We start from the raw sequence: 22,740 nt of genomic DNA on the forward strand, positions 1-22,740 counted from the left end.
TTATGCTATACTTTCTGCATGTCGTCGGCCGTCAACAAAGCCTCTGTTGCAGATCCCTCAACGGCCGATCAGATCGCCGCTCTCCAGGCGCAGCTGGCCAGCCAGCAGGCAACCCTCGAGGCGCGCGAAGCGCGCATTCATCAGCTCGAAGAGATCATCCGCACTTTCCAGCGCAAGACCTTTGCCGGCACCAGCGAGCAGGCCAGTGCAGATCAGCTGGGCCTGTTCAACGAAGCCGAGGAGATCGCGGCAAGCGAGCCCCCCGAGGTCGCTGTCAAGCCGCACTCTCGCCAGCGTCGGGGCCGGCCGGCCCTGCCGCCGGAGCTGCCGCGCGAGGAAGTCATTCACGACCTGCCCGAGGCCGACAAGGTCTGTCCGCACGATGGTGCGGTTCTGGAGCGCATCGGCGAGGAGACCTCCGAGCAGCTCGATATCATTCCGGCGAGCGTCAAGGTCATCCGCCACGTCCGGCTGAAGTACGCCTGCCCCTGCTGCGAAGGGCATGTGGCCACCGCCACCAAGCCCGCCCAGCCGCTGGGCAAGTCGATGGCCGCACCGGGCCTGCTGGCCTACATCGCCACGGCCAAGTACGTCGACGCCCTGCCGCTGTACCGACAGATTCAGCAGTTCGCGCGGCTGGGCGTCGAGCTCGACCGCACCACCCTGGCCAACTGGATGATCCGCTGCGGCAAGCTGGTCCAGCCCCTGATCAATCGTCTGACCGAGCAGATCCTCGAAGCCCCGGTCATCGGCATGGACGAGACCACCGTCCAGGTCCTCGACGAACCCGGCAAGCCGGCACGAAGCAACAGCTACATGTGGGTCATGGGATCTGGCCCACCAGGGCAGCGGCTGCGGGTCTATCACTACGAAGCCAGTCGTGCCGGCGATGTGCCCGTGGCGCGCCTGGAAGGCTTCTCCGGTGCCCTGATGGCCGACGCCTATTCCGGCTATGGCGCGGCCTGTCGAGACCATGGCATCACCCGTCTGGGCTGCTGGGCCCATGCCCGGCGCAAGTTCTTCGATGCCGCCAAGCTCCAGCCAAAGGGCAAGATCGGACGCCCGGATCAGGCCCTGGCGCTGATCGGCAAGCTCTACCGGATCGAGCGCGAAGCCCAGGCGCTGAACCCGACCGAGCGCCACCGCTTGCGCCAGGACAAGTCACAGCCCGTCATCGACCAGCTGAACGCCTGGTTGACCACGACACTGCCGCGTGTCGCCCCAAAGACCAAGCTGGGCGAAGCGCTTCAGTACCTGCACAACCAATGGCCAGCGCTGGTGCGCTACCTCGACGATGGCCGCTACCCGATCGACAACAACGCCATCGAAAACGCCATCCGGCCGTTCGCCATCGGCCGCAAGAACTGGCTGTTCTCCAAGTCACCAGCGGGCGCTCGCGCCAGCGCCAACCTCTACAGCCTGATCGAAACCGCCAAGGGCCACGCCATCGAGCCCTATGCCTACCTGCGTCATGTTTTTCAAGAGCTGCCACTGGCCGAAACCATCGACGATATTGACGCATTACTGCCGGGCAACGTCAAGGGTGGGGATTTGTAGGCGCTTACGGTCTAGCCTTCTCGCCCAGGAAGGCCCAGGAGAATATGAATACGAAAAATGGCGCAATGCTCCAGAAGATAACGGCGTTGGCGATTGGGACAAGGGACATGGCGAAATTGAAGAAGCCACCCTGTGCTGCGATCAGCACCCCAATGATGAACGTATCCTTGACGTTGCCAAAGGGAAAGCGAGGGGGTTCTCGTGTTGCCAGCCAGCGCGCGGCGAAAAGGAAAATCGCGGCAAAGCCCATGGCATAGAAGGTCAGCGTGTGAATCGGAATTCTTCCGTCGGTAAGCTTGACGAACACACCGATTGTGGCCTCCGAAACCGTGATCAGTGCCAAAAGCAAGAGCGTCTTCAATGTGACTCTCCTTGTGTGTCCGGCGAAGTGATGTCTATGTCTTCGGCACCGGATTCATCCAGGCATTGAGTCTCGATCTGCAGTGTGGAGAAGAAGAAGCCATAATCCGACTTGAGCGTTCGGTGGGCCGCCTTAAGAATCAAGTGCGGATCGGCTGCCTCCCGCGCCTTAAGGTGCGCCGAGAATATGTAGCGTCCGCTAGTCAAGGCCCAGGCGTGGACATGGTGCACATCCTTGACGTGTTCCAGTCGCTTGAGCGCCTCGGTGATTTCGGCAAGGTCCACATCGGCCGGTGTGCCCTCCATCAGGAGATGCATCGAATCCCTGAGGATGCCCCAGCTCGCCCACAGCAGCACGAAGCCGAATGCCATGCCCAGCAGCGGATCGATCAGTAGGAAGCCGGTGAAGTGGATGACTAGTGCAGTTACGATGATCAGTAGGCTGCCGATGAAAGTCTGGATAATGTGCCAGAGGGCGCCCTTGACATTGAGATCGCTGCGGCTCTGCTTCCAGATCAGGGCCAGGGAGATGACTTCGGTGACCAGACCGCCGGCGGCGGCCCAAAGCATCGGCGCCGGGGGCAGGTCGATGGGTTCGGCCAGGCGCATGGCACCCATGCCGATCACGAACACGGCCATGGCCAGTAGAAAGCCGCCGTTGACCAGCGCGCCGATCAGTTCCGCGCGGTACCAGCCGAAGCTACGGTCCTCGTCGGCGGGGCGGTGAGCCAGGCGGGCCGCGACGATGGCGACCAACACGCCACCCACGGCCGAGAAGGTGTGAAAGGCGTCGGATATGACGGCAATCGAGCCGGTCCAAACACCGATGGCCATCTCGATGATGAAATAGATGCCGGTCAACCACGCGGCAATTGTCATGCCGCGACCACTGGTTGGCATGTGGCCTGCGTGTGCGGAGCCTGAATGACTATCCATATTTGCGTCCTCTCATCTGACTGAAGTTGATAGCTAAGATGTCAACCATCGCCACTGTCTCGAATCTCATCGGCCCGTGTTCCCTTCGCGCCCCACCATTGCATGACCGCGATGCCAAGCAGGATTACCGCAATCCCGGCGAGCTGCAGGAGGGACAATGCTTCTTCGAAGAAGGTCTTTCCGATCAGTAAACCGAAAGCCGGTGTCAAGAAGCTGAAGATGTTGAGCCGGTTCAGGGGATAGCGCTGCAAGAGCGCGTACCACAAAAGCACCATCATTGCCGTGGCGAGCGACGAGAGCACCGTCAGCGACACCACCAAGCCGAGGCTCCACTGTATGTGCCAGGTCTCCTGACGGAGTAGGGACAGGGCGAGCAGAAATGCACTGCCGAACAGCAACTGAAGGCCCATCGGTCTGAGGATTTCTGTGCCTGCGAAGCGTTTCAGCAGTATGTTGCCGGATGCGGTGCCCAAGACTCCGACGAGGATCCATGCCATGCCGGCCAGGTATCGATGCCCGCTGAACCAAAGAGCCTCGCTCCCGACCATTGTGACGCCGATAAAGCCGAGAATCATCCCGATCTGAACCCTTCGCGTCAGCGGCTCTTCCAGCCAGATGGCTGCCATCAGCGCAGCCACAAGCGGTTGGCTTCCCGCGAGCACCGTTGCAAGTCCCGGTGATACGCTGCCGCCGCCCAAGAACATTCCGCCGAAACCCATCGCGGTGAAGGTAAGGCCTATACCAGCCAGATGGAGCAAATTGCTCGGATTGGCCGTTGTTTTGGGTTGGGGAGGTCGCCGGAGAATGGTCGGAATCGCCAACAAGAGCAGCCCGGCGAAAAGCGCTCGCAGCGCGGCGAAAAGGAGCGGCGGCGCATCGGCCAGTCCGACGGTGATGAAGGGAAAGCAAATTGCCCACAGCAGCGCAACGACCGGCGCCCACACAAAGATGGAAAGCCGGCAACCCGTCATGTCTGATACCGGGAGTCATCCTGATCGCAATCATATCCATTGAATTCGCATAAGTCGCCACCGAGCAGCCAGCCGCAGACGGGATGACGAAACGGCGAAATCAAGCCCGTCATGGTGTCGTTCGCGCTGTAGAAGGATACGTTCACGACTTCCCATCCTCCTCACCGAATTTTCCGCGGAGAGAAGGGATGAAGCGTGGCGTGGCACTCGCGTAGCGTCGCCAGTCATTCCCGAAACGTGCTTCGCTCTCCCTCTCCTCGCTGATCGCCAAATGCAGGTACATCCAGGTCAACACCGGAAACATGACCAGCGTGAGCAGCGTCGGCCACTGCAACAGAAAGCCGAACATGATTGAAATGAAGCCGACATACTGCGGATGGCGCACATGCCGGTAGAGGCCTTCGGTTGCCAGGCGACCTTCTCGCTGTGCTCGATAGAGTTCCCGCCAGCCAGCGGCAATCAACCAGAATCCGAGACCGATGAAGGCAAAGCTGGCCAGGTGGAAGGGCCCGAAATGTGGATTGCCCTGCCAACCGAACAACATTTCGAGCAGGTGCCCGGCGTCGTGTGACAACCAGTCGATTCCTGGAAACCGTGACTGTAGCCATCCTGATAGGAGATAGATAGTCAGCGGAAAGCCGTACATTTCCGCAAAAAGAGCCACGAGAAAGGCACTGAAGGCGCTGAAACTCCGCCAGTCCCGCTTCGACTGTGGTTTGAAGAAGCTCAGGGCGAAGAGTATGAAAACTGCGGAATTGAGGACAACAAGACCCCATAGACCGTACGCCTGAATGGTTTCATGGTTCATGACGGTTGCCTCCACGCTGATCCGCATCACCGTGCGGTTGGTGTCCCGAATGGCTGCCGTGGCCCTTGTGCATGAAAATATGCAGGAAGGGACACGCCAGCAAGATCAGAAAGGGCAGCAGTCCAAGCAGGTGTGTGCGGTGCTCCCCTAGCAGCAGCAGCAACGCGAAGGCTCCGAATCCGCAGAGCACGATCCAGTATGTCCAGTTCACGGAGCGATTCGGCTGCCCATGATCGGAATGATTGTCTCGGTGGTTGTGGTCCATGAGCTCTTCCTCGTTGCTATAGTTGCGCCCGTTTGAGCAGTTGCGCGTTGATCGCGACTATGATTGTGCTGGCGGACATGAGCACGGCGCCCAGCGCAGGTGTCAGCAGGATGCCCCACGCTGCGAGCACGCCGGCAGCCAGCGGTATGGCAAAGATGTTGTATCCCGCTGCCCACCAGAGGTTCTGGATCATCTTGTTGTAGGTTGCGCGCGAGAGCGAAACAATGCGTGGGATGTCACGGGGGTCGGAGCGCACCAGCACGATGTGCCCGGCTTCGACAGCCACATCCGTCCCGGCGCCAATGGCGATTCCAATGTCGGAAGTGGCCAGAGCCGGGGCGTCGTTGACGCCGTCACCCACCATGGCCACGCGCTTTCCCTGCGCCTGCAGCTCGCGTACCTTGGTTGCCTTGTCTTCAGGCAAGACCTCGGCGAAGACGGTGTCGATGCCCAGCGCTTGGCCGACGGCATCGGCAACAGCCTGCGAATCTCCGGTCAGCATGGCCACCTCGATGCCGCGGGCATGCAGATCGTCGACGGCCTCGCGACTCTCTTCTCGAATGGCGTCGGCAACGGCAAATACGGCGATGGCCTGGCCCTCTGTCACGAGAAAGATGGCGGCCTGACCGCGTTCGGCACTGGCATCGGCTGTCTTGCTAAGGGCTTCCGGGATAGTGGCCTCTTCGGAGCGGAGTAGGGCTGCTCCACCCATGAGGTAGTCCTTCCCCTGAAGACTCGCGGCAACGCCTCGGCCCGTGATGTTTCGGAAGCTGTCGGGTGAGTCGTAGCGAATTGCCTTGTCGTCGGCGGTCTTGACGATGCCGCGGGCAATTGGATGCTCGGATTCCGATTCAATGGAGGCAGCGATTCGAAGCGCTTCGTCGTCGGAAAGTTCGTCAGCTGTTGCCATGTCCACAACACGAAATTCGCCGAGCGTCAGCGTTCCGGTCTTGTCAAACACGACTACGTCGAGATTACGTGCTTCCTCCAGCCCCCGCCGATCGCGGATGAGAAGCCCTCCGCGGGCACCTAGGGTGGTTGAAATAGCCACTACCAATGGCACTGCCAGACCGAGCGCATGCGGGCAGGCGATGACCAGCACCGTCACGACGCGGATGACCGTAAAGTCGACAGGCGCGCCAAGAGCGAACCAGACCAGCAGTGTGAGGGTCGCGGCGGCAATCGCGGCATAGGTGAGAAACTGGGCGGCGCGGTCAGCAAGGTTCTGCATCCGGGAACGAGATTTCTGGGCATCGGCGACCAGGCGCATGATCCCGGAGAGTTTTGTTTTGTCGCCGGTTCCGGTCACATTGACTTGCAGGGAGCCCTCGCCGTTGATCGTTCCGGCGATGACCTCCGATTCTGCGGCCTTCTTGAGCGGTCGAGACTCCCCGGTTACCATCGATTCATTCACCGAGGATTCGCCTTTCTTGACCACCCCGTCTGCAGGGACCTTTTCGCCGGGCCGGATGAGCACCAGGTCACCTTCTTCAAGGTCGGAAACCGCAACACGCTCCTCACCCGACCCCGTGATCCGCGTCGCCTCGTCGGGCAGAAGCTTCGCCAGTTCCCGTAGCGCACCGCTCGCCTGTGAAATCGAGCGCATTTCGATCCAGTGGCCCAGCAGCATGATGGTGACCAGTGTCGCGAGTTCCCACCAGAGCGCCTCTGCGGGAATGATGTTGAGCTGGACCACCCAGGAAAAGAGAAAAGCCACTACGATGGCCAGCGAAATCAAGGCCATCATGCCGGGCAGACCAGCGCGCAGCTCTCTAATGGCCCCCTGTATGAAGACCCAGCCCCCATAGAGAAACACGAACGTGGCCAGTAGCGGGGGGATCCAGATCGATCCCGGGAATGTTACTGCGGTATAACCCAGCAATCCCTCGATGTGATCGGACCAATACACCACCGGCAGTGTCAGGGCGAATGAAAGCCAGAACTTGTCGCGGAACATGGCTGGGGAGTGCCCCGAATGCTTGTCGTGCGACTCATGGCCTGAAGTATTTCCATGGGCCCCGTGTTCGTGCCCGGAATGGTCGTGTGAGTGTGAGCGTTCTTTTTTCATCTTCCTTGATCCTTACGAGTCAATGTCGTCCCGATCAGCGAGCCTCTGGCAGATGAGGTACAGACGGGAATTGGAGGACTGCTTCATGATTCAACCGAAGCCTTGGGCCGATTCCGCACGTTTGTGCGAACGGCTCCCAGCGAATATCGGTAGGCGACGAGCGGTATGACAATCCACTGGAGGAGCGGGGTCAGGCCCGTGCCAATCGGCGGCACTGTCGGCATGATGTCGCGGTAGGCCCAGGACTGTCTCAATTCCACGTTGAGCCATTCGCTGAACACGGTGTAGATCAGCCCCAGGAGTATCATGACAACAGCCACTCGGACGCGCCGCTTGTGCGGCCAATGGGCGCCGCCGGCGAAGACAACGGCGAGCGCCAGGGTGGCCATGCCGATGAGCGCATCGCCGATCGTGCAATGTATCGCTGCAAAAGCAATATGGCCTGCCGTGCCGGTCTGCCACAGCGTGTAGAAAGGCATGTGGGCAAATTCCCACAGCAGGCTCGCCGATGTCAGTACTGCCAGGTAGCGTATGCCGAATTGCAAGCTCGTTCCGAGGTTCAAGAGTCAGTCCTCACCGCTCTGGAAACCATCCCGGGTCTTGATTCGGATGACCTCATCGACGGGCTCGATGGCTACGATGCCATCGCCGGCCTGCCCGGTGTGAGCCGAGTCGACGATCAGATCCGCGATCTCTCTTGCCCTTGAGGTGAATATCTCCAGGCGTGCGTAGCGATGCGTCCAGTCGTCGCGGAAGTAATTCCGGTAAGCGCCGTAGCCCCTCACGCGGCTGATGGTGAGGCCGCTGACGCCGGCATTCTTAAGCGCCTCTTCCACCGGCTCCAGGGCGCTGACGCGAATGATGGCTTCGATCTTTTGCGTGGTCATTGGTCACTCCCGCTCTATGGCTTCGTAATGAGTGAACACTGAGGTGTCGCCGTCTTCGTGAAACTGGATGACGTCGTAGGCCATACGGCGGTCGCCCATCTCCATCCCGGGAGAGCCCAGGGGCATGCCGGGCACGCTCAGGCCCCGGGCATCAGGCTGTTCCGCCAGCAAACGCTTCACGTCCCCGGCCGGAACGTGGCCCTCGATCACATAGTCGCCAACCACCGCTGTATGGCAGGAGGGCAGGTTGCGCGGTACGCCCAGATCCCGTTTCATACGATTCATGTCGCGCGTCGGGACGGCTTCCACGGCGAATCCATTGACACGCATATGGTCAATCCATTTACTGCAGCAGCCGCAATCGGGGTCGTGGTAAACGGTCATATTCGGGGCTGACGAGGTGCTCTCGGTCGGCGCCATTTCCTCGGGCGACTGGGCCTGACAGGCGGCGATCAGGGCCGCCGCCGCAAGAAGCAGCCCGGCGCGTACTATGCGTTCAGTGGTCATGGTCATTTTCTCCGGAGGCGTGCTGGTGGTCGGGGGCTTCGGGTTGATCGGTAACGTCGTTCTTGCCGTACGGGCGACTGTTCCAAGCGATTTGGCTGATTCGCCAGCCTTTCTCGGTTTCGATCAGCGTCGCGAATTCCGAACTTTCCAAGTCGAGGGGTTGACCGTCGATTGTCCCGGTGAAGCGCGAGCGCGTTTCGACCGTTGCCTGGCCGCCGGCAGACTGGACGGTGCGCGATAATTGCTCGATCTCGATCTGACCCAGAAATGCCATATCACTTGCAAGGTGGCCGGCACGGTATTCGTCGATGGTCTGGATGTGACCGCCTTCCACGATGGTCACCCGGGGGTGCAGGTAGGCAAGCGCGGCTTCGGCGCGACCCTCGGCAAGGGCGTGGTGAAAGCCCTCGATCGCGGACTCGGGGCTGTCGGCGCCCATTTCGTGCCGATGGTCGCCTTCGCCCGACATGGCTTCGGACGCTTTCGAAATCATGTCCGAGTCATCGTGGTGACCAGTGTCTTCGCTGGCGGCGTCATCATGGTGATCGTCCGAGTCCTCGCCATGATCGTGACCCCCGTCGTTGCCGTGATCGTGCGAGGCATCGGCGGTCAGTGCTTCGTATTCGGCGACATCCATGTCCGGCAGCGCCCGAACGAAGGCGACGGCATCCCAGTTCTCCTGGTCACTGTGATCCAAGTGACTGGGCATGGCGGTCATCTTCAGGCCGTTCTTGATAGTCCAGAAGGCCTCGGCCGGATCCACTCGGTGGCGGTAAAGCGCTGGCGGAGCGGGGTCGAACACATCGGCCGGTTCCTCACCGGGCTTGCCGTGACAATCAACGCACATGCTCTTGTAGTGGCCGGCACCGGCAGCAATCCGTTCGGGCGATTCGAGATCACTGGGCACCACCAGGTCGGCCGCGCGGACCGCTACGGAACGCTCGCGAACGGTTTCGAGCACCCACGCTACCGGGGCAGTATGACCGGAGCCGACGGACACTGGATAGAGGCCGCTCCAGGCGAAGGCGAGTACGCCCAGTCCCGCCAGAATTCCGACGGCGACCAGGGTCTTGATCACGGTTGTCAGGTTTTTCATGTCCTGGTTTCCTTCTTTGGTGAAGTCATGAGTTCTATTCTGACGAAGAATTGTGCCGAGACGTCGTCCAGAATTTCAGAGGCACATAGACGCCGGCGATATACCACCCATAAAGGTAGGCGCCGATTGCGCCGGCGACGAAGCCCTTGAGCGTCAGCCATTCGAAGCCGGGCAGAAGCGGCGCCCAGGCTTCGTGCATGTGAAAAACACTGGGCGTGATAAGGCCAAATCCGATGCACAACAAGTAGCTCACTAGCAGGAACAGCGACAGTGCATGGGCGGTGGCAACAAGCTGATCCTTGAGCGATGTTCGAGACGTTTCTTCAAAGCGCTTCATGGCGTTCTCCTTGAGAAGTTGAGGTCCGATTTAAGCCCGTCTGACCGAGATAGATTTCCAGAGGTAGTAAATCACCGGAACGACCAAAAGGGTGAGCACCGTGACACTGACCATGCCGCCGACCATGGGTGCGGCGATGCGACGCATGATCTCCGATCCGGTGCCGTGGCCGAGCATGATCGGAAGTAAACCGGCGATGATCACCGCAACAGTCATCATGATCGGGCGAACGCGAAGTAGTGCGCCGTCGGTAACCGCGTGCATGACATCGGCTTTGCGAAGCGACCGACTTTCCTCGGCAATCTGGCTACGTTTTAGCGCCAGGGCCTGATCGAGATAGACGATCATCAGAACACCAATCTCCACAGCCACGCCGGCTAGTGCGATCATTCCGGCGCCGACGGCAACCGACATGTTGTAGCCCAGCAGATACAAAAGCCAATAGCTCCCGACCAATGAAAGGGGCAGAGTGCCTAGAATGATGAGTACGGAGACGGGGTTGCGGAAGTTCATGAACAGCAGCAACACGATGATGCCGATGGCTGCGGGCACGACCAGCTTGAGCTTGTCGGCAGCGCGCTGCATGAACTCGTATTGCCCCGACCAACCCAGGGAATACCCTGGAGGCAGGTCGACTTGTTCGGAGACAGCCTCTTTAGCTCGCTGTACGTAGCCGCCGAGATCCGGGTTGTTGACGTCAATATAAATCCAGCCGTTGAGCCGTGCATTCTCAGTGCGAATCACGCCCGGTCCGGTCTCGACCTGGAGATCCGCCACGGCCGACAGGGGGATCTGCTCCCCACGCTGCGTGACGATAGTCAGATCACGCAGTTCGTCGACTGACTCGCGCTTGTGGCGCGGATAGCGGATATTGATCGGATAGCGCTCGAGGCCTTCGACGCTCTGGCTGATGGTCATGCCGCCCACGGCCGAACGCACGATTTCGTGCACGTCGCGGATGTTGAGGCCGAAGCGCGCTGCTTCCTCGCGCTTGACGTCAACGGTGACGTAGCGCCCGCCAGTGACGCGGTCGGCATAGACTGACGCCGTCCCCGGTACGTCTTCGATGACACGCTCGATTTCCGAGCCGATCTCGTTAATCACTTCCAGATCCGGTCCGGCCACCTTCACGCCCACCGGCGTTTTGATGCCGGTCGCCAGCATGTCGATGCGGTTCTTGATCGGCATGATCCAGGCGTTGGTCAGGCTAGGAACCTGGACCAGGCTGTCAAGCTCGGCCTTGAGCTTGTCCATGGTCATGCCTTCCCGCCATTCCGAACGGGGTTTGAGCCGGATTGTTGTCTCGACCATGGTCAACGGGGCCGGATCGGTGGGAGTGTCGGCTCTCCCCGCCTTTGCGTAGGCCGTCTCGACCTCGGGCACGGACATGATCAGGCGATTGGTCTGGCCGAGGATCTCCGCCATCTTGCCGGCAGACGCGGCGGGATAGGCGCTGGGCATATAGAGCAGGTCGCCTTCGTCGAGCTCAGGCATGAATTCGCTGCCGATCCGGCTGTAAGGCAGCCAGGCGCTGGCCAGGATAGCCAAGGTGACCACAACAGTGGCGATCGGAAACCGCAGTGCTGTAGCCAGCACTGGACGGTAGATCCAGGTCAGGAATCGGTTGATCGGGTTCCTGTGCTCGGGCGTGATCCGGCCCCGGATGAGGTAGCCCATCAGCACTGGCACAAGCGTGATGGCGAGGCCGGCGGCAGCGGCCATGGCGTAGGTCTTGGTGAAGGCCAGCGGTTTGAACATCCGCCCTTCCTGCGCCTCGAGCGCGAAGATCGGGACGAAGCTCAGCGCGATGATCAAAAGCGAGAAGAACAGCGCGGGGCCGACCTCTACGGCCGCGTCGGCCAGCGCGTTCCAGCGCGCTTCGCCCTCCAGGGAATCGCCGTGGTGTTCCAGGTGCTTGTGGTAGTTTTCGATCATCACGATGGCCGCATCCACCATCGCGCCGATGGCGATGGCAATCCCGCCCAGGGACATGATATTGGCGTTGATGCCCTGGAGCTGCATGATGATGAAGGCCGAAAGGATGCCCAGCGGCAGGCTGAGCACGATGACCAGCGACGAACGGAAGTGGAATAGAAAGAGCAGGCAGACCAGCGCGACTACGATGAATTCCTCAAGCAGCTTCTCGCGAAGCGTATCGACCGCTCGGCCGATCAGCGAAGAGCGGTCGTAAGTCTCGACGACTTCGACGCCTTCAGGTAGGCCCTCCTTGAGCTCTTCGAGTTTGTCCTTGACTCGCTCGATGGTTGCCATGGCGTTTTCTCCGAAACGCATCACGATCACGCCGCCGACGGCTTCGCCCTGGCCATTGAGTTCACCGACACCGCGCCTGAGCTCTGGCCCGAACTGGACGCGGGCGATATCGCGGATGCGAATGGGCACGCCGTCTTCAGTCGTGCGAACCGGAATCGCCTCGAGATCTTCGAGCGAGTCCACGTAGCCGGTCGCACGAATCATGTACTCGGCCTCGGCCATCTCGATGACTCGCCCGCCGGTTTCCATGTTGCCGTTCTGGATCGCTTCGCGAACATTCGACAAGGGAATGTTGTACGCCTGCAGTTTGTCGGGATCGACGACGACCTGGTACTGACGGACCATGCCGCCGATTGACGCCACCTCGGAAACGCCTTCGACAGTCTGGAGTTCGTATTTCAGAAACCAGTCCTGCAGGGATCTAAGGTCGGCAAGATCGTGTTGTCCGGTACGGTCCACCAGCGCATACTGATAGACCCAGCCCACGCCGGTTGCATCCGGCCCGAGTGCCGGACGGGCGTCCGGGGGCAGGGTAGGCGCCACTTGGCTCAGGTACTCGAGAACCCGCGAGCGCGCCCAGTAAAGGTCCGTGCCATCCTCGAAGATGACGTAGACGAAGGAATCGTTGAAGAACGAGTACCCGCGTACCGTGGTGGCCCCCGGAACCGACAGCATTGCCGTGGTCAGCGGGTAGGTGACTTGGTCCTCGACCACCTGCGGTGCCTGTCCGGGGTAGGTGGTCTTGACGATTACCTGGACGTCGGAGAGGTCGGGAATGGCGTCTAGCGGCGTGCGGAACATGGCAATCGTGCCCCAGGCGGCGAGCAGGCCCGCGAGCATCAGGACGAGAAAGCGGTTCCTGATGGACCAGCGAATGATGGCTCCGATCATGACCGGCCTCCCTTGGAGTCGGTTTCATCGCCCGCCGAGGTTTGGGTATCGCCGTTGCTACCGGACTCTTGGTGTACTTCTTCATGATTCATGCCTTCATGCTTCATGGGGCCATTGTCCTCGCCGCCGCGATCCATCTCACTGTGGTCCATTTCAGCGTGGTCCATCTCGCCGTGGTCCATCTCGCCGTGGTCCATCTCGCCGTGGTCCATCTCGCCGTGGTCCATCTCGCCGTGGTCCATCTCGCCGTGGTCCATCTCGCCGTGGTCCATCTCGACGTGGTCCATCTCGACGTGGTCCATCTCACCGTGATCCATGGCCGGGGTTTCTGCCGCCTCGTCCGCCATTCGGATCAGGCTGGCGTCCACGCTGGCCTCGGAATCGATCAGGAACTGGCCGGAAACGACGATGCGTTCTCCTTCTTTCAGTCCCGTAAGAATTTCGGTCATGCCGTCCGCCTCGAGGCCGGTTTCAACCTGTGCCGGCCGGAATCGCCCATCGGGCAACGCCAGAATGACGCGTTTGCCCCTGCCGGTGCGGATGATCGACTGGGTGGGAACGGCGAGCGCTTCGCGGTGCGGGTCGGCTGCGATTTCCACGCTGGCGTACATATTGGGCTTCAGCGCGAGGTCCGGATTGTCGTAGGCCAGGCGAACCTGGCCGGTTCGCGTCTCAGCACGCATGCTCGGATAGACATAGTCGACTTCTCCGACCCACTCGCGATCCGTGGCGGAGAATGGCAGATTCATCGAAGCGTGTTGCCCAGTCTTGACCCAGGCAATCTGGCCTTCGAACAGATCGACTACCACCCAAACTCGGGACAGGTCGGCGATGCTCATGATGGTCGCGCCAGGCTGGACATACATGCCTTGGCGCACGTTGAGATCGGTGATGTACCCGTTCCGCGCCGCCTTCACCGTGAATAGCCGCGAAGAACTGCCTCGCTGCCGGAGTGATTCAACCTGCTCGTCGGACATGCCCAGGGCGTGCAGGCGAATGCGGGCGGCCCGAAGCAAGGACTGGTTGCCAGTCCGGCTAGCCTGGAGGTACTCCTCCTGCGCGCTCACCAGCGCCGGAGAGTAGATCTCGAACAGGGCTTGACCGGCTGCTACCTGGTCTCCCCGGGTTTCGACGTGCAGTTCTTCGATCCAGCCGTCGGTGCGAACGTGCACATGGGAGATGCGCCCCTCGTCGGGTGTGACAAGGCCGACAGTCTCGATCTCGCGATTCATGTCACGGCGTTCAACGGGCGCCACCTTGACGCCAATGTTGTTGATGACCGTCGGATTGATCCGGATCGAGGGTTCCTGCCCGCTGTCTTGCCCGGCTTCATCGGCATAAACGGGGACCAGGTCCATGCCCATCGGGGATTTGCCGGGCTCATCGCGCCGGTAATTGGCATCCATCGGGGCGACCCAGTAGAGGATCTCGCGCTCGGCCTTCTCCGCTTGCTCCGAGTCGCCGGTCGTGGTTCCGGCAAGGAACCAGGCGGCCGTGAAGCCGACTGCAGCAGCCATAAGGGTTATCATGATGATTTGTAGCTTGTTCAAGACTGTTCTCCTACCAGGTAGGTGATACGGGCCCAGGCCTTGCCGGCCCGGGCGGCCAGTTCGGCCTGTTTGATCTGCACGTCCAGAGCGGCCAGCTGGCTGCGAATGAGCTCAGCGAAGTCGGTCTGTCCGTTGGCGTAGGTCGTGATGGAGGCTTCAACGGTCTGTTCGGCGCGCTGGTTCACCACTTGCTCGTAAAGGGCTATCCGTTCCTGATAGCGCAGCCAGTCGCTCAGGGCCTCGTCCAATTGCCTGCGCAAATCACGTAGACGATTGTCGAGCTCAAACTGCGCAGCGCGGCTGCGTTGGACGGCCGCTTCGTGCCGCTTGTCTTGCCGCTGGCCGGTAAACAGCGGCACTGTCAGGCTCACGCCGATGCTGGCAAGGTCCGGCCGTTCGGAACGAAAGCCATACCCCGCTTCGACGGCAAGCTTCGGCTTGTAGGCCTGCCGGGCCAGCTCGATGCCTTGGTCGGCGGCTTCCGCCAGGGATTGTCGGGCCGTAATCTCCGGGTGATCGACCAGATGACGTTCGAGTTGATCGAGTTGAGTTGAACCAAGCTCGAATTCTGGTAGGCCGTCTGGAACACGGCGATAGGCCTCGCTGCCGATATAGCGCGCCAAGGCGGCGCGGGCGTTTTCGGCCATGCGACGGTGCTCCGCGATCCGATCGTCGAGCAATGAGAGTTCGAGTTCCGAGCGCAATAGGCTCTGGGCGTTCAGCCCCCCGGTCGCGAAGCGTGATTGCAGTGATTCGATCTGCTGTTCGATGCGGCCGCGGCTCTGCTGCAGGACATCGACGGCCCGTCGCTGCCACGCCAGTTCCAGCCAGGCCGTTCGCGTTTCCAGGGCGATGCGGCGCAGAGCTTCGTCGCGGCGGGCTCGTTCGGCTTCAGCTTCGGCATTGCGTTGGCGGCCCCGAACATCCAGCGTCCGGCCAGCGGGAAACTCCTGGCGTAATCCAAGTCGTAGAGCCTGGGTCATTCCTTCCTGGTCGAGGCTGAATGTGTCTACAGGGACATTCATTACCTGGGCCGAAACCATGGGATCAGGTAGCTGGGAGTCGGCCACGGCCTCACTGTCGAGGGCTTGGGCGCGAACGGAGAATCGCGTCACCGAAGGATCGGCGGCGCTGGTGGCCAGGGACACGGCAGCTTCAATCGTCAGGCCGTTCTCCGCTGACTCTTTTGCGGCGGAATCCTGCGCGGGCTGTTCGTCGGCAGGGGCGGCCGGCGTGGCCGCAGCTGACATCATTAGCAGAAGAAGTGCGCAGCTCAATAGCCAGGGCCAGCGGACCCGCGGCATCGACATCGCGAGGGTGCCATTGGACATGGGGAACCTCTCTTCGGGTTGTATGGAGCGTATTAAGGAATCAACTGGCGATCAGCGATCCCTGCCGGTCACTGAGGCAGGATCAAACCGCCGTAAAAAACTCGAAGAGATTACGCCTGGGGAGGGCGCAGGAGGGTGTCGATGGTATTGCGAGGCGCGCGGGAATTGATGCTGGTCGTCGCTACATCAGCCGGCACGTGCCGGGATGTGGACAGCCGATTGGGCACAACAAGCGTCAGGGCTGGACATGCGCAATCGCAGTCGTCGTGTTGGCATTCCTGATCGTCCACGCAGCAATTGCGGTGATTCATGCTTGAGCTATTGTCGTCGGACGCTGCTTCAAGCGGGTTGTGGCAAACATCTGAAGCAGTTTCTTCGGACGAATCGGATACAACTGAGGCAACTGGGGAGGACATGCTGCTGGCGGATCCATGCGTCATATCTGATGCCCATGGCGCAACGCTGCTGGCCACCAGAGCGATGACTAGCGCGTAGCGGAGCAATATGGTGAACGCAACATGCATGATTCGAGCTTATCAGAATCCAATTCGAATGAAAAGTGCCAAGCCGCGAGCGTCTGCCGGCTGGGCGCCTCAATGGGGCCAGCTCAGACCGGTTTTCGCTCTTGCTACTATGAATACCAAACAATAGACCTCACTCGCTCCAGAATAGTTCCATGTGCCCTAAAAGGGGTTGCCCGGAGAGTGCCTGCTGTATTCTTGGCTCTTCCCGACTTCGTGTGGGCTGACCGGTTCGGATAGGCTACCGGCTGGCTCCGATTCGAGCCCAGTTTCATGCGCGACTGCGAGCTCTAGCGCCAGATTCTCGGCATTCAGGCGTCCTGGGATGTATCCGAGGTGAATGCCGACCTGCCGGGCACCAGCGTGACCGTCCACGTTCGCCACTTCGGCACGGATATGGCTTGCCCGAAGTGCGGGGTGGGGTCAGGGGAAATGTTCAAATTCTGTTCTCGTTGCCGCATCCGCTCAAATGGTGGGAAACCTGGCAATGGTGGGGCGCCTTATTCAGTATCAATTCGTTCCACTGGCTTCGACGCCCCGTGTGTTGTCCCGCGCAGTAAGCCCAACGAAATGATAGATAGTACACCGCACACGATCGCGACATCGGCAAGATTGAAGGCTGGCCAATGCCAGGATCGCCAAAAGAAATCAAGATAATCGATAACATGGCCGCGGAAGATTCGGTCGACTACATTGCTGGCCGCGCCCCCAAGAACAAGACTGTAGGCGATGCTTTCTCCTCTGGATCGGGTGTCGTAAATCAGTCTGGTCAGGATGATTGAGACAGCAATTGCGACAGCGGACAGGAAGTAGCGCTGCCAGCCTCCAGCGTTCGCGAGAAGGCCGAATGCTGCGCCAGTGTTCCATGTGTTCAACCAGCCAAAAAACGGGGTCACTAGGATGGATTCGCCATAAGTCATTGACTGTTGCACCATCCATTTAACAGCTTGGTCGAATGATGCCACTACGGCTGATATCAAGAAGGCGATAAACGGGGAAAACTTCGTGTCGTGGCTGAACATGAACTAGCTCCTTATCGCAAGTATGCGCCTAGCGCCGTTGAGCACAATGACGCCCGCGATGGATCCAATAACAAGGTCTGGATAGTTCGAGCCGGTCCACGCAACGAGGGCGCCGGCTGATATCACGCCCAAATTGATCACCACGTCATTGGCCGAAAATATCCAGCTTGCTTTCATATGCGCTGGTCCTTTTCGATGCTTGAATATCATTAGCAGGCAAATTGTATTGGCAATCAGCGCGACGAACGCGATTGCCATCATCACCAGTGATTCGGGCTCACTTCCGAATACAAAGCGTCTTGCCACTTCGGCGAGGACGCCCAAAGCCAAGATCAGTTGGAGTATGCCGGCCAAACGCGCTGCCCGTAGCTGCATCATCGCGCTGTGCCCAACCGCAAAGAGCGCAAGTCCATACACCGCCGCATCGGCAAAATTGTCCAGGGATTCGCCAATGAGGCCAGTGGATTGGGCGATTAGGCCGGCAGTCATTTCCACCACGAATAGAATTGCGTTGATGCCGAGCAACCAACGCAAGGTGCCGGATTCCTGTTCTGCAGCGCGCGCCGACGACTCGGTGGCCTCGATGGTCTTGGGATCCGCAGCGACGGTATTCTGAAGCGAGGCGCCCAGCCCCAAGCTGGCCAGCTTGGCAGTGATCGGTTCCACTTCGCCTTCATGGACGACCGCTAAACAGCGTTCCGACAAATCGAAAGACAGCGTCTCGATCTGATTGAACCCGTCAAGGGCGAGACGGATCATTCGCTCCTCTGAGGGACAATCCATCTTCGGAACGGAATAGGTGCTGACCCGCTTGTTGTTAGCCCCGGTTCGGACCTGAACAGTGTCTGCAGCGTCTGCTGAATCAACGCCGTGGGCGTCCTTATGGGATTCGGTCATGATGTTCTTTGGCCAGGTTCAGTGGATTGATTAGGTTTCGGAATCAAGTGACTTGGTTTCGGACTGCTGCTCGAACCGGGGTGGTGACACGTTCTTGAGCGTGCCAGCGCAAAAGCCGATCGCCCCGGCTATAGCGGCTGTTGCGCCGAGCTCACGACCTTCGGAGTGGCTCATGCGGGGTAGCAGTGTGGTCCGCTCGATTTCCGATCCGGTGCAACTCGGGCATGTCATCATCAAGCTTCCGTTTCCAGGCCTTCGGGTTGGGTGCCAACGCGGCAACGCCCGTCTTTACGCAGACGCATGCGTTGCACGAAGCGCATTAGGTCTCTTCTGAACTGCTCATCGGGATCTGGCAACGCATTCACCGAAGCCGTTAGCTTGTCCAGATGGGCAGGCTCTTTAACTAGGCGGTGATAGACCCAGCGCCCGTCCTTGTGCGCGGACAACAGGCCTGCTAGGCGCAAGATTTTCAGATGGCGTGAGAGCTTGTAGGCCGGTTCCTGGAGGCTGTCGACCAGTTCACACAAACAGGCTTCTTCGTCCGCTGTCGCCAGCAGACGGATAACGCGCAGCCGGGTGTCGTCGGCCAGGGCCTGGAAGAGGGTGGAAGGTTCAATTTGCACCACTTGCATAGTTGCACTATAATACAAATAAAGGCCGTCCTCAACATAAAGGACTGGATGCTGCGATCCTCGAAATAGCCGGGAAAAGGGAGGCAGTTCTTGGCCTGAATCGAGTGCGGCGCCGTCATTTATGGGTGTTGATGCAATGAGCTGTCGGAGATTTACATGCTGAAACCAGAAGTCGAGGTATTCCACCACGCCGACACCGGCACGTTCAGCTACGTTGTCCACGAGCCTGACGGGCGTGCTGCTGCGATCATCGACCCGGTCTTGGACTACGACCCTGCGGCAGCAAGCACCAACACTGAATCGGCCGACCAAATCGCTGCCTTCGTGAGCGCACGGAAGCTCGACGTGCTCTGGATCCTCGAAACACACGCCCATGCGGACCACGTCACCGCGGCTCCCTATCTCCAAAAGCGCCTGGGCGGATTGATCGGAATCGGTTCTGGCATCGCCAAGGTACAAGCCAAGTTCCGAGACGAACTGAACCTTGGCGCCGCATTGCCCACCGACGGCTCGCAATTTGACCGGCTGTTTGACGCCGGCGAGACATTCGACATCGGCACTATGAAGACTCGCGTTATCCCCACGCCCGGACACACCCCTGATAGCGTGAGCTACCTTGTCGGCGACGCAGTTTTTGTCGGTGATTCGCTGTTCATGCCTGATGCCGGCACCGCCCGCTGTGACTTTCCCGGCGGCGATGCCCGCCTGCTGTGGCAATCCACGCGCCGGCTGTTCGAGCTGCCCGACGTAACGCGGATGTTTGTATGTCATGACTATGGGCCGGGCGGCCGCGAGGTGCGCTTTGAAACCACGGTAGGCGAGCAGAAGAATTTCAATATCCATGTCGGCGGTGGCCGTAGCGAGGACGAATTCGTGGCGATGCGTACCAAACGAGATGCGGGGCTCGGCATGCCAAGGCTGATCCTGCCGGCGATCCAGATCAATATCCGTGCAGGCCATCCACCTGATCCGGAAGACAACGGGGTGTCGTACCTGAAAATTCCACTGAACCGGTTATGACCAGCTCTAGAATTGACGTACATTCTTTGCCAGCCTCGGAGTAGGCTAGAAGGATCGATGGCTCTTACTCCTTTAGAGTGGTTGCATAAGGAAACCGGGGATCCACGGCGCACTTGCAACGACTGTTGAAGCAGAAATCGCGATTCGACTGACTATCAACTCCGCCAGGGCGTACTGGATCGACCCCAAGCCGGTTCAGGTGTCGCAAAACTCAGAAGATCTGTCCGCACGGCTGATTGTGCCGGCCACGGGCAGTCGGGAAAAATACACTCGAAGGCTTCGGGGCCGAATTCAATGACGTTACGACTCACGCGCATTATCGCGCTAGCCGCCTGCCTGTGGCCCGCTGTTGTCCTGTCCCAGATCAACCCCGGAGATTTATTGCCGCTCGAGGAGGCCTTTGTTCTCGAAGCGAGCGCCGAGGGCCGCGATCTGGTGCTGCACTGGGAGATCGCCGACGGCTATTATCTCTACCGCCACGCTTTCTCGGTTGATTCGGCCGACGAAAGCATGATCTTGGGCCAGCCCGTAATTCCACCGGGCAAAGAAACGGTCGACGAGTTCTTTGGCCAGACCGAAACCTTCCGCGAATCGGTGACCGTGCGAGTGCCGTTGGAGACGATTCCCGATAGCGGTTGGGTTATCTCGCGCGTTGACTTCCAGGGCTGCGCCGACCTGGGCGTGTGTTACCCACCTCATCGCAAGACGGTTCGAGTGAAGGTGGCTGCCACCGATGTCGAACGCGAAGGGCGGCCTAACGGCGAGAACATACTGGGCGTGAGCGCACCCGAGGGCAACGCCCTGAGCGAGCTGCTGGGACACCAGCGCGAAGAAGCCCTTCCGGCCGTGGAAGCTTTCCAGGTCGAGGCGATTGCCGGCGGCCCCTCGTCCATCTTGGTGCGCGCGACTGCGCGTTCGGGCTATTATCTCTATCGCGAATCATTCGATTTTCGGATCGAAACGGACGATATGCTCGTCGCCGGATTCGACTTGCCCCCCGGAGAGGAAAAGACCGACGAGTACTTCGGCCGGACCCGCGTGTTCTTCGGCGAGGTCGAGTTCCCGTTGAGCCTGCAGCGTCACGATGACGGTCGTCCTCAAGAGATCACCCTGGTCGCGGAGTTTCAGGGCTGCCTCGAAGATGGCATCTGCTATCCACCGATGGAGCGCAACTTGGTCGTGAGCCTGCCGGCCATGCCCGGCGGAACCGCGACGGCGTCAATGGAAGCAGCGGGCTCACGCGTCGAACCAGAACGGTCACACCCGGACATGGCCAAGACCGTTCCACCGGCTGGCAAGCCGGATGGGCTCGCTCGATTTATCGAGCAACAACCCTTGCCGCTGGCTATGGGCCTGTTCGTGTTGCTGGGGATCGGGCTGGCTTTTACGCCATGCGTGTTTCCCATGATTCCGATTCTTTCGGGCATCATTGCCGGCGAGGGCGGCGAGATCACGCGTGGCCGTGCATTCGGTCTCTCGTTCATTTTCGTTCTCGCCATGTCGCTGACCTATACAGCTGTGGGTGTGATCGCGGCGCTGGCCGGTTACAACCTGCAGGCGGTTTTCCAGAATCCCCGGGTGATCGGCTCCTTCGCCGCAATTTTCGTTGTGCTGGCTATGGCCATGTTTGGCTTCTACAATCTGCAGATGCCCACCTCGTGGCAGTCGCGCCTGAGCCAGATTAGTAGTCGCCAGTCCGGCGGCAACTTCATCGGTGCGGGCATCATGGGCTTCCTGTCGGCGCTGATCGTAGGTCCCTGCGTAACCGCCCCACTGATCGGAATCCTGATTTTTATATCTCAGACTGGAGACGCCGCGCTGGGCGGCGGCGTGCTGTTTTCACTGAGCATTGGCATGGGCTTACCGTTGCTGGCTATCGGCGTAGGTCTGGGCCATTGGCTGCCACGTGCTGGGGGCTGGATGGATGCAGTCAAATCGGTTTTCGGTGTTGGACTGCTCGCGCTGGCGATCTGGATGCTTCAGCGCGTAGTGCCGGGCGCAGTGATTATGTTGCTTTGGGGCGCGCTTAGCATCGGAAGCGGGGTCTACCTGGGCGCGCTTACGCAGATGGATCCCGATCTGGGCGGCTGGCGTAAAATCCGGCAGGCTCTGGGCGTGATGCTGCTGATTATGGGCACCGCACAGTTCGTTGGCGCGCTTTCGGGCGGAAGGGACTGGATACGCCCGCTCGATCACCTCATCGATGCCGGTGGCCCTGGCGGCATGGCAGCGATAGAAGCTCCAGTATTTCACGAGGTCGACACGCTTAGCCAGCTTCGCGCGGCGATCGCGGAATCCGATCGTCCTATCTTCCTGGACTTCTACGCCGACTGGTGCGTGGATTGTGTGCGGATGGAGCAGCGCACCTTTTCCGACCCGGCTGTTGCCGACCGCATGGCCGATTTCACGCTGCTCAAAGCCGATATCACTGACTACAATGACGAGCATCAGGCCATGCTCCGGCACTTCGAGCTGATTGGACCGCCTGCTTATCTGTTCTTCATCGGTGGCGAGGAGCTGCCCCAGTACCGGATGTTCGGATTTCTGGGGCCGGAAGAATTCCTGACCCTGCTCGACGAGGTCAAAGGTTGAGGGGGCGGCGGCTTTCGGCCGACGAGGTTTCTCCGAAGCGGACTCGAGCTGCATCCCAATGTCGCCTGCCAATCGGTCTAGGGCGCGCCGTTTGGTTTGTTCGTAAGGCATTTGGACACTGAACGTATGGTTCACAGCACCTTACTGACCCGCGGATGTGGGGCAACGATGTCTCTCAGGCGTTACTCTGGCTCGTCTCTCAGCCTCCAGGCAGGACTTAT

General features: G+C 60.1%; 20 protein-coding genes and 1 pseudogene. 3 read left to right on the forward strand and 18 right to left on the reverse strand.

Translation table 11 applies throughout. The features are described 5' to 3' along the window. The first annotated feature begins 18 nt into the window (after positions 1-18). A complete protein-coding gene (locus tag HND55_04935; protein QKK02062.1) occupies positions 19-1,557 on the forward strand; it encodes an IS66 family transposase in 1,539 nt (512 codons plus the stop codon). Positions 1,558-1,567: 10 nt separating this feature from the next. Here the strand turns inward: HND55_04935 and HND55_04940 are convergent. From HND55_04940 to HND55_05025, 18 genes and pseudogenes are all read right to left on the reverse strand, one after another. Next, positions 1,568-1,918 (reverse strand): annotated as a pseudogene (locus HND55_04940) (DMT family transporter). Continuing rightward, positions 1,915-2,853, reverse strand: a complete 939-nt coding sequence (locus HND55_04945; protein ID QKK02063.1) for a cation transporter — start codon at positions 2,851-2,853, stop codon at positions 1,915-1,917. The pseudogene HND55_04940 and the gene HND55_04945 overlap by 4 nt, the downstream one beginning before the upstream one ends. A gap of 41 nt (positions 2,854-2,894) precedes the next feature. Then, positions 2,895-3,824, reverse strand: coding sequence for a DMT family transporter (locus tag HND55_04950; protein QKK02064.1), 930 nt, complete (start codon positions 3,822-3,824; stop codon positions 2,895-2,897). Between the two features lie 142 nt (positions 3,825-3,966). After that, positions 3,967-4,632: an isoprenylcysteine carboxylmethyltransferase family protein gene (locus HND55_04955; protein ID QKK02065.1), complete on the reverse strand. Its 666-nt coding sequence runs from the start codon at positions 4,630-4,632 to the stop codon at positions 3,967-3,969. Further along, on the reverse strand, positions 4,622-4,897 hold the full coding sequence (locus HND55_04960; GenBank protein QKK02066.1) for a DUF2933 domain-containing protein: 276 nt from the start codon (positions 4,895-4,897) through the stop codon (positions 4,622-4,624). The genes HND55_04955 and HND55_04960 overlap by 11 nt, the downstream gene beginning before the upstream one ends. A gap of 16 nt (positions 4,898-4,913) precedes the next feature. Beyond that, a complete protein-coding gene (locus tag HND55_04965; protein QKK03993.1) occupies positions 4,914-6,854 on the reverse strand; it encodes a copper-translocating P-type ATPase in 1,941 nt (646 codons plus the stop codon). Between the two features lie 194 nt (positions 6,855-7,048). Next, on the reverse strand, positions 7,049-7,528 hold the full coding sequence (locus HND55_04970; GenBank protein ID QKK02067.1) for a hypothetical protein: 480 nt from the start codon (positions 7,526-7,528) through the stop codon (positions 7,049-7,051). Positions 7,529-7,531: 3 nt separating this feature from the next. Next, complete coding sequence (locus tag HND55_04975) at positions 7,532-7,852, reverse strand: P-II family nitrogen regulator (protein QKK02068.1); 321 nt, start codon at positions 7,850-7,852, stop codon at positions 7,532-7,534. A 3-nt stretch (positions 7,853-7,855) separates the two neighbouring features. Then, entirely contained in the window at positions 7,856-8,365 is a 510-nt protein-coding gene (locus tag HND55_04980; GenBank protein QKK02069.1) for a DUF411 domain-containing protein, read from the reverse strand. After that, on the reverse strand, positions 8,349-9,455 hold the full coding sequence (locus HND55_04985) for a DUF4440 domain-containing protein (GenBank protein QKK02070.1): 1,107 nt from the start codon (positions 9,453-9,455) through the stop codon (positions 8,349-8,351). Before HND55_04985 ends, HND55_04980 begins: the two co-directional genes overlap by 17 nt. Positions 9,456-9,489: 34 nt before the next feature. Then, positions 9,490-9,726, reverse strand: coding sequence for a hypothetical protein (locus tag HND55_04990; GenBank protein ID QKK03994.1), 237 nt, complete (start codon positions 9,724-9,726; stop codon positions 9,490-9,492). Positions 9,727-9,822: 96 nt separating this feature from the next. After that, positions 9,823-12,954 (reverse strand): efflux RND transporter permease subunit, encoded by a 3,132-nt coding sequence (locus HND55_04995; protein QKK02071.1) that lies wholly within the window; start codon positions 12,952-12,954, stop codon positions 9,823-9,825. After that, positions 12,951-14,471, reverse strand: coding sequence for an efflux RND transporter periplasmic adaptor subunit (locus tag HND55_05000; GenBank protein QKK02072.1), 1,521 nt, complete (start codon positions 14,469-14,471; stop codon positions 12,951-12,953). Before HND55_05000 ends, HND55_04995 begins: the two co-directional genes overlap by 4 nt. A gap of 29 nt (positions 14,472-14,500) precedes the next feature. After that, entirely contained in the window at positions 14,501-15,835 is a 1,335-nt protein-coding gene (locus HND55_05005) for a TolC family protein (GenBank protein ID QKK02073.1), read from the reverse strand. A 1,021-nt stretch (positions 15,836-16,856) separates the two neighbouring features. Beyond that, on the reverse strand, positions 16,857-17,378 hold the full coding sequence (locus HND55_05010) for a lipoprotein signal peptidase (GenBank protein QKK02074.1): 522 nt from the start codon (positions 17,376-17,378) through the stop codon (positions 16,857-16,859). 3 nt (positions 17,379-17,381) lie between these two features. Then, positions 17,382-18,275, reverse strand: coding sequence for a cation transporter (locus HND55_05015; protein QKK02075.1), 894 nt, complete (start codon positions 18,273-18,275; stop codon positions 17,382-17,384). Between the two features lie 30 nt (positions 18,276-18,305). Beyond that, complete coding sequence (locus HND55_05020; protein QKK02076.1) at positions 18,306-18,449, reverse strand: hypothetical protein; 144 nt, start codon at positions 18,447-18,449, stop codon at positions 18,306-18,308. A 59-nt stretch (positions 18,450-18,508) separates the two neighbouring features. Continuing rightward, on the reverse strand, positions 18,509-18,907 hold the full coding sequence (locus HND55_05025) for a metalloregulator ArsR/SmtB family transcription factor (GenBank protein ID QKK03995.1): 399 nt from the start codon (positions 18,905-18,907) through the stop codon (positions 18,509-18,511). Positions 18,908-19,063: 156 nt separating this feature from the next. On the opposite strand from HND55_05025, the gene HND55_05030 reads away from it, so the two are divergent. Both HND55_05030 and dsbD read left to right on the forward strand, forming a co-directional pair. Next, on the forward strand, positions 19,064-19,927 hold the full coding sequence (locus HND55_05030) for an MBL fold metallo-hydrolase (protein QKK02077.1): 864 nt from the start codon (positions 19,064-19,066) through the stop codon (positions 19,925-19,927). A 294-nt stretch (positions 19,928-20,221) separates the two neighbouring features. After that, positions 20,222-22,519 carry a protein-disulfide reductase DsbD gene (dsbD, locus tag HND55_05035; GenBank protein ID QKK02078.1) on the forward strand — a complete coding sequence of 766 codons (2,298 nt, stop codon included), beginning with the start codon at positions 20,222-20,224 and terminating at the stop codon, positions 22,517-22,519. Positions 22,520-22,740 lie beyond the last annotated feature (221 nt).

The organism is Pseudomonadota bacterium (assembly GCA_013285445.1).
Taxonomy (GTDB): domain Bacteria; phylum Pseudomonadota; class Gammaproteobacteria; order Xanthomonadales; family Wenzhouxiangellaceae; genus Wenzhouxiangella.

What these genes read in the sequence shown, in the direction of transcription:
- dsbD (QKK02078.1), top strand. Translation starts at nt 20,222, where the DNA reads ATGACGTTACGACTCACGCGCATTATCGCGCTAGCCGCCTGCCTGTGG.
- HND55_04995 (QKK02071.1), bottom strand. Translation starts at nt 12,954, where the DNA reads ATGATCGGAGCCATCATTCGCTGGTCCATCAGGAACCGCTTTCTCGTC.
- HND55_04945 (QKK02063.1), bottom strand. Translation starts at nt 2,853, where the DNA reads ATGGATAGTCATTCAGGCTCCGCACACGCAGGCCACATGCCAACCAGT.
- HND55_04980 (QKK02069.1), bottom strand. Translation starts at nt 8,365, where the DNA reads ATGACCATGACCACTGAACGCATAGTACGCGCCGGGCTGCTTCTTGCG.
- HND55_04965 (QKK03993.1), bottom strand. Translation starts at nt 6,854, where the DNA reads ATGTTCCGCGACAAGTTCTGGCTTTCATTCGCCCTGACACTGCCGGTG.
- HND55_04975 (QKK02068.1), bottom strand. Translation starts at nt 7,852, where the DNA reads ATGACCACGCAAAAGATCGAAGCCATCATTCGCGTCAGCGCCCTGGAG.
- HND55_04935 (QKK02062.1), top strand. Translation starts at nt 19, where the DNA reads ATGTCGTCGGCCGTCAACAAAGCCTCTGTTGCAGATCCCTCAACGGCC.
- HND55_05030 (QKK02077.1), top strand. Translation starts at nt 19,064, where the DNA reads ATGCTGAAACCAGAAGTCGAGGTATTCCACCACGCCGACACCGGCACG.
- HND55_04950 (QKK02064.1), bottom strand. Translation starts at nt 3,824, where the DNA reads ATGACGGGTTGCCGGCTTTCCATCTTTGTGTGGGCGCCGGTCGTTGCG.
- HND55_04955 (QKK02065.1), bottom strand. Translation starts at nt 4,632, where the DNA reads ATGAACCATGAAACCATTCAGGCGTACGGTCTATGGGGTCTTGTTGTC.
- HND55_05020 (QKK02076.1), bottom strand. Translation starts at nt 18,449, where the DNA reads ATGAGCCACTCCGAAGGTCGTGAGCTCGGCGCAACAGCCGCTATAGCC.
- HND55_05000 (QKK02072.1), bottom strand. Translation starts at nt 14,471, where the DNA reads ATGGCTGCTGCAGTCGGCTTCACGGCCGCCTGGTTCCTTGCCGGAACC.
- HND55_05005 (QKK02073.1), bottom strand. Translation starts at nt 15,835, where the DNA reads ATGTCCAATGGCACCCTCGCGATGTCGATGCCGCGGGTCCGCTGGCCC.
- HND55_04960 (QKK02066.1), bottom strand. Translation starts at nt 4,897, where the DNA reads ATGGACCACAACCACCGAGACAATCATTCCGATCATGGGCAGCCGAAT.
- HND55_05025 (QKK03995.1), bottom strand. Translation starts at nt 18,907, where the DNA reads ATGCAAGTGGTGCAAATTGAACCTTCCACCCTCTTCCAGGCCCTGGCC.
- HND55_05010 (QKK02074.1), bottom strand. Translation starts at nt 17,378, where the DNA reads ATGTTCAGCCACGACACGAAGTTTTCCCCGTTTATCGCCTTCTTGATA.
- HND55_04985 (QKK02070.1), bottom strand. Translation starts at nt 9,455, where the DNA reads ATGAAAAACCTGACAACCGTGATCAAGACCCTGGTCGCCGTCGGAATT.
- HND55_05015 (QKK02075.1), bottom strand. Translation starts at nt 18,275, where the DNA reads ATGACCGAATCCCATAAGGACGCCCACGGCGTTGATTCAGCAGACGCT.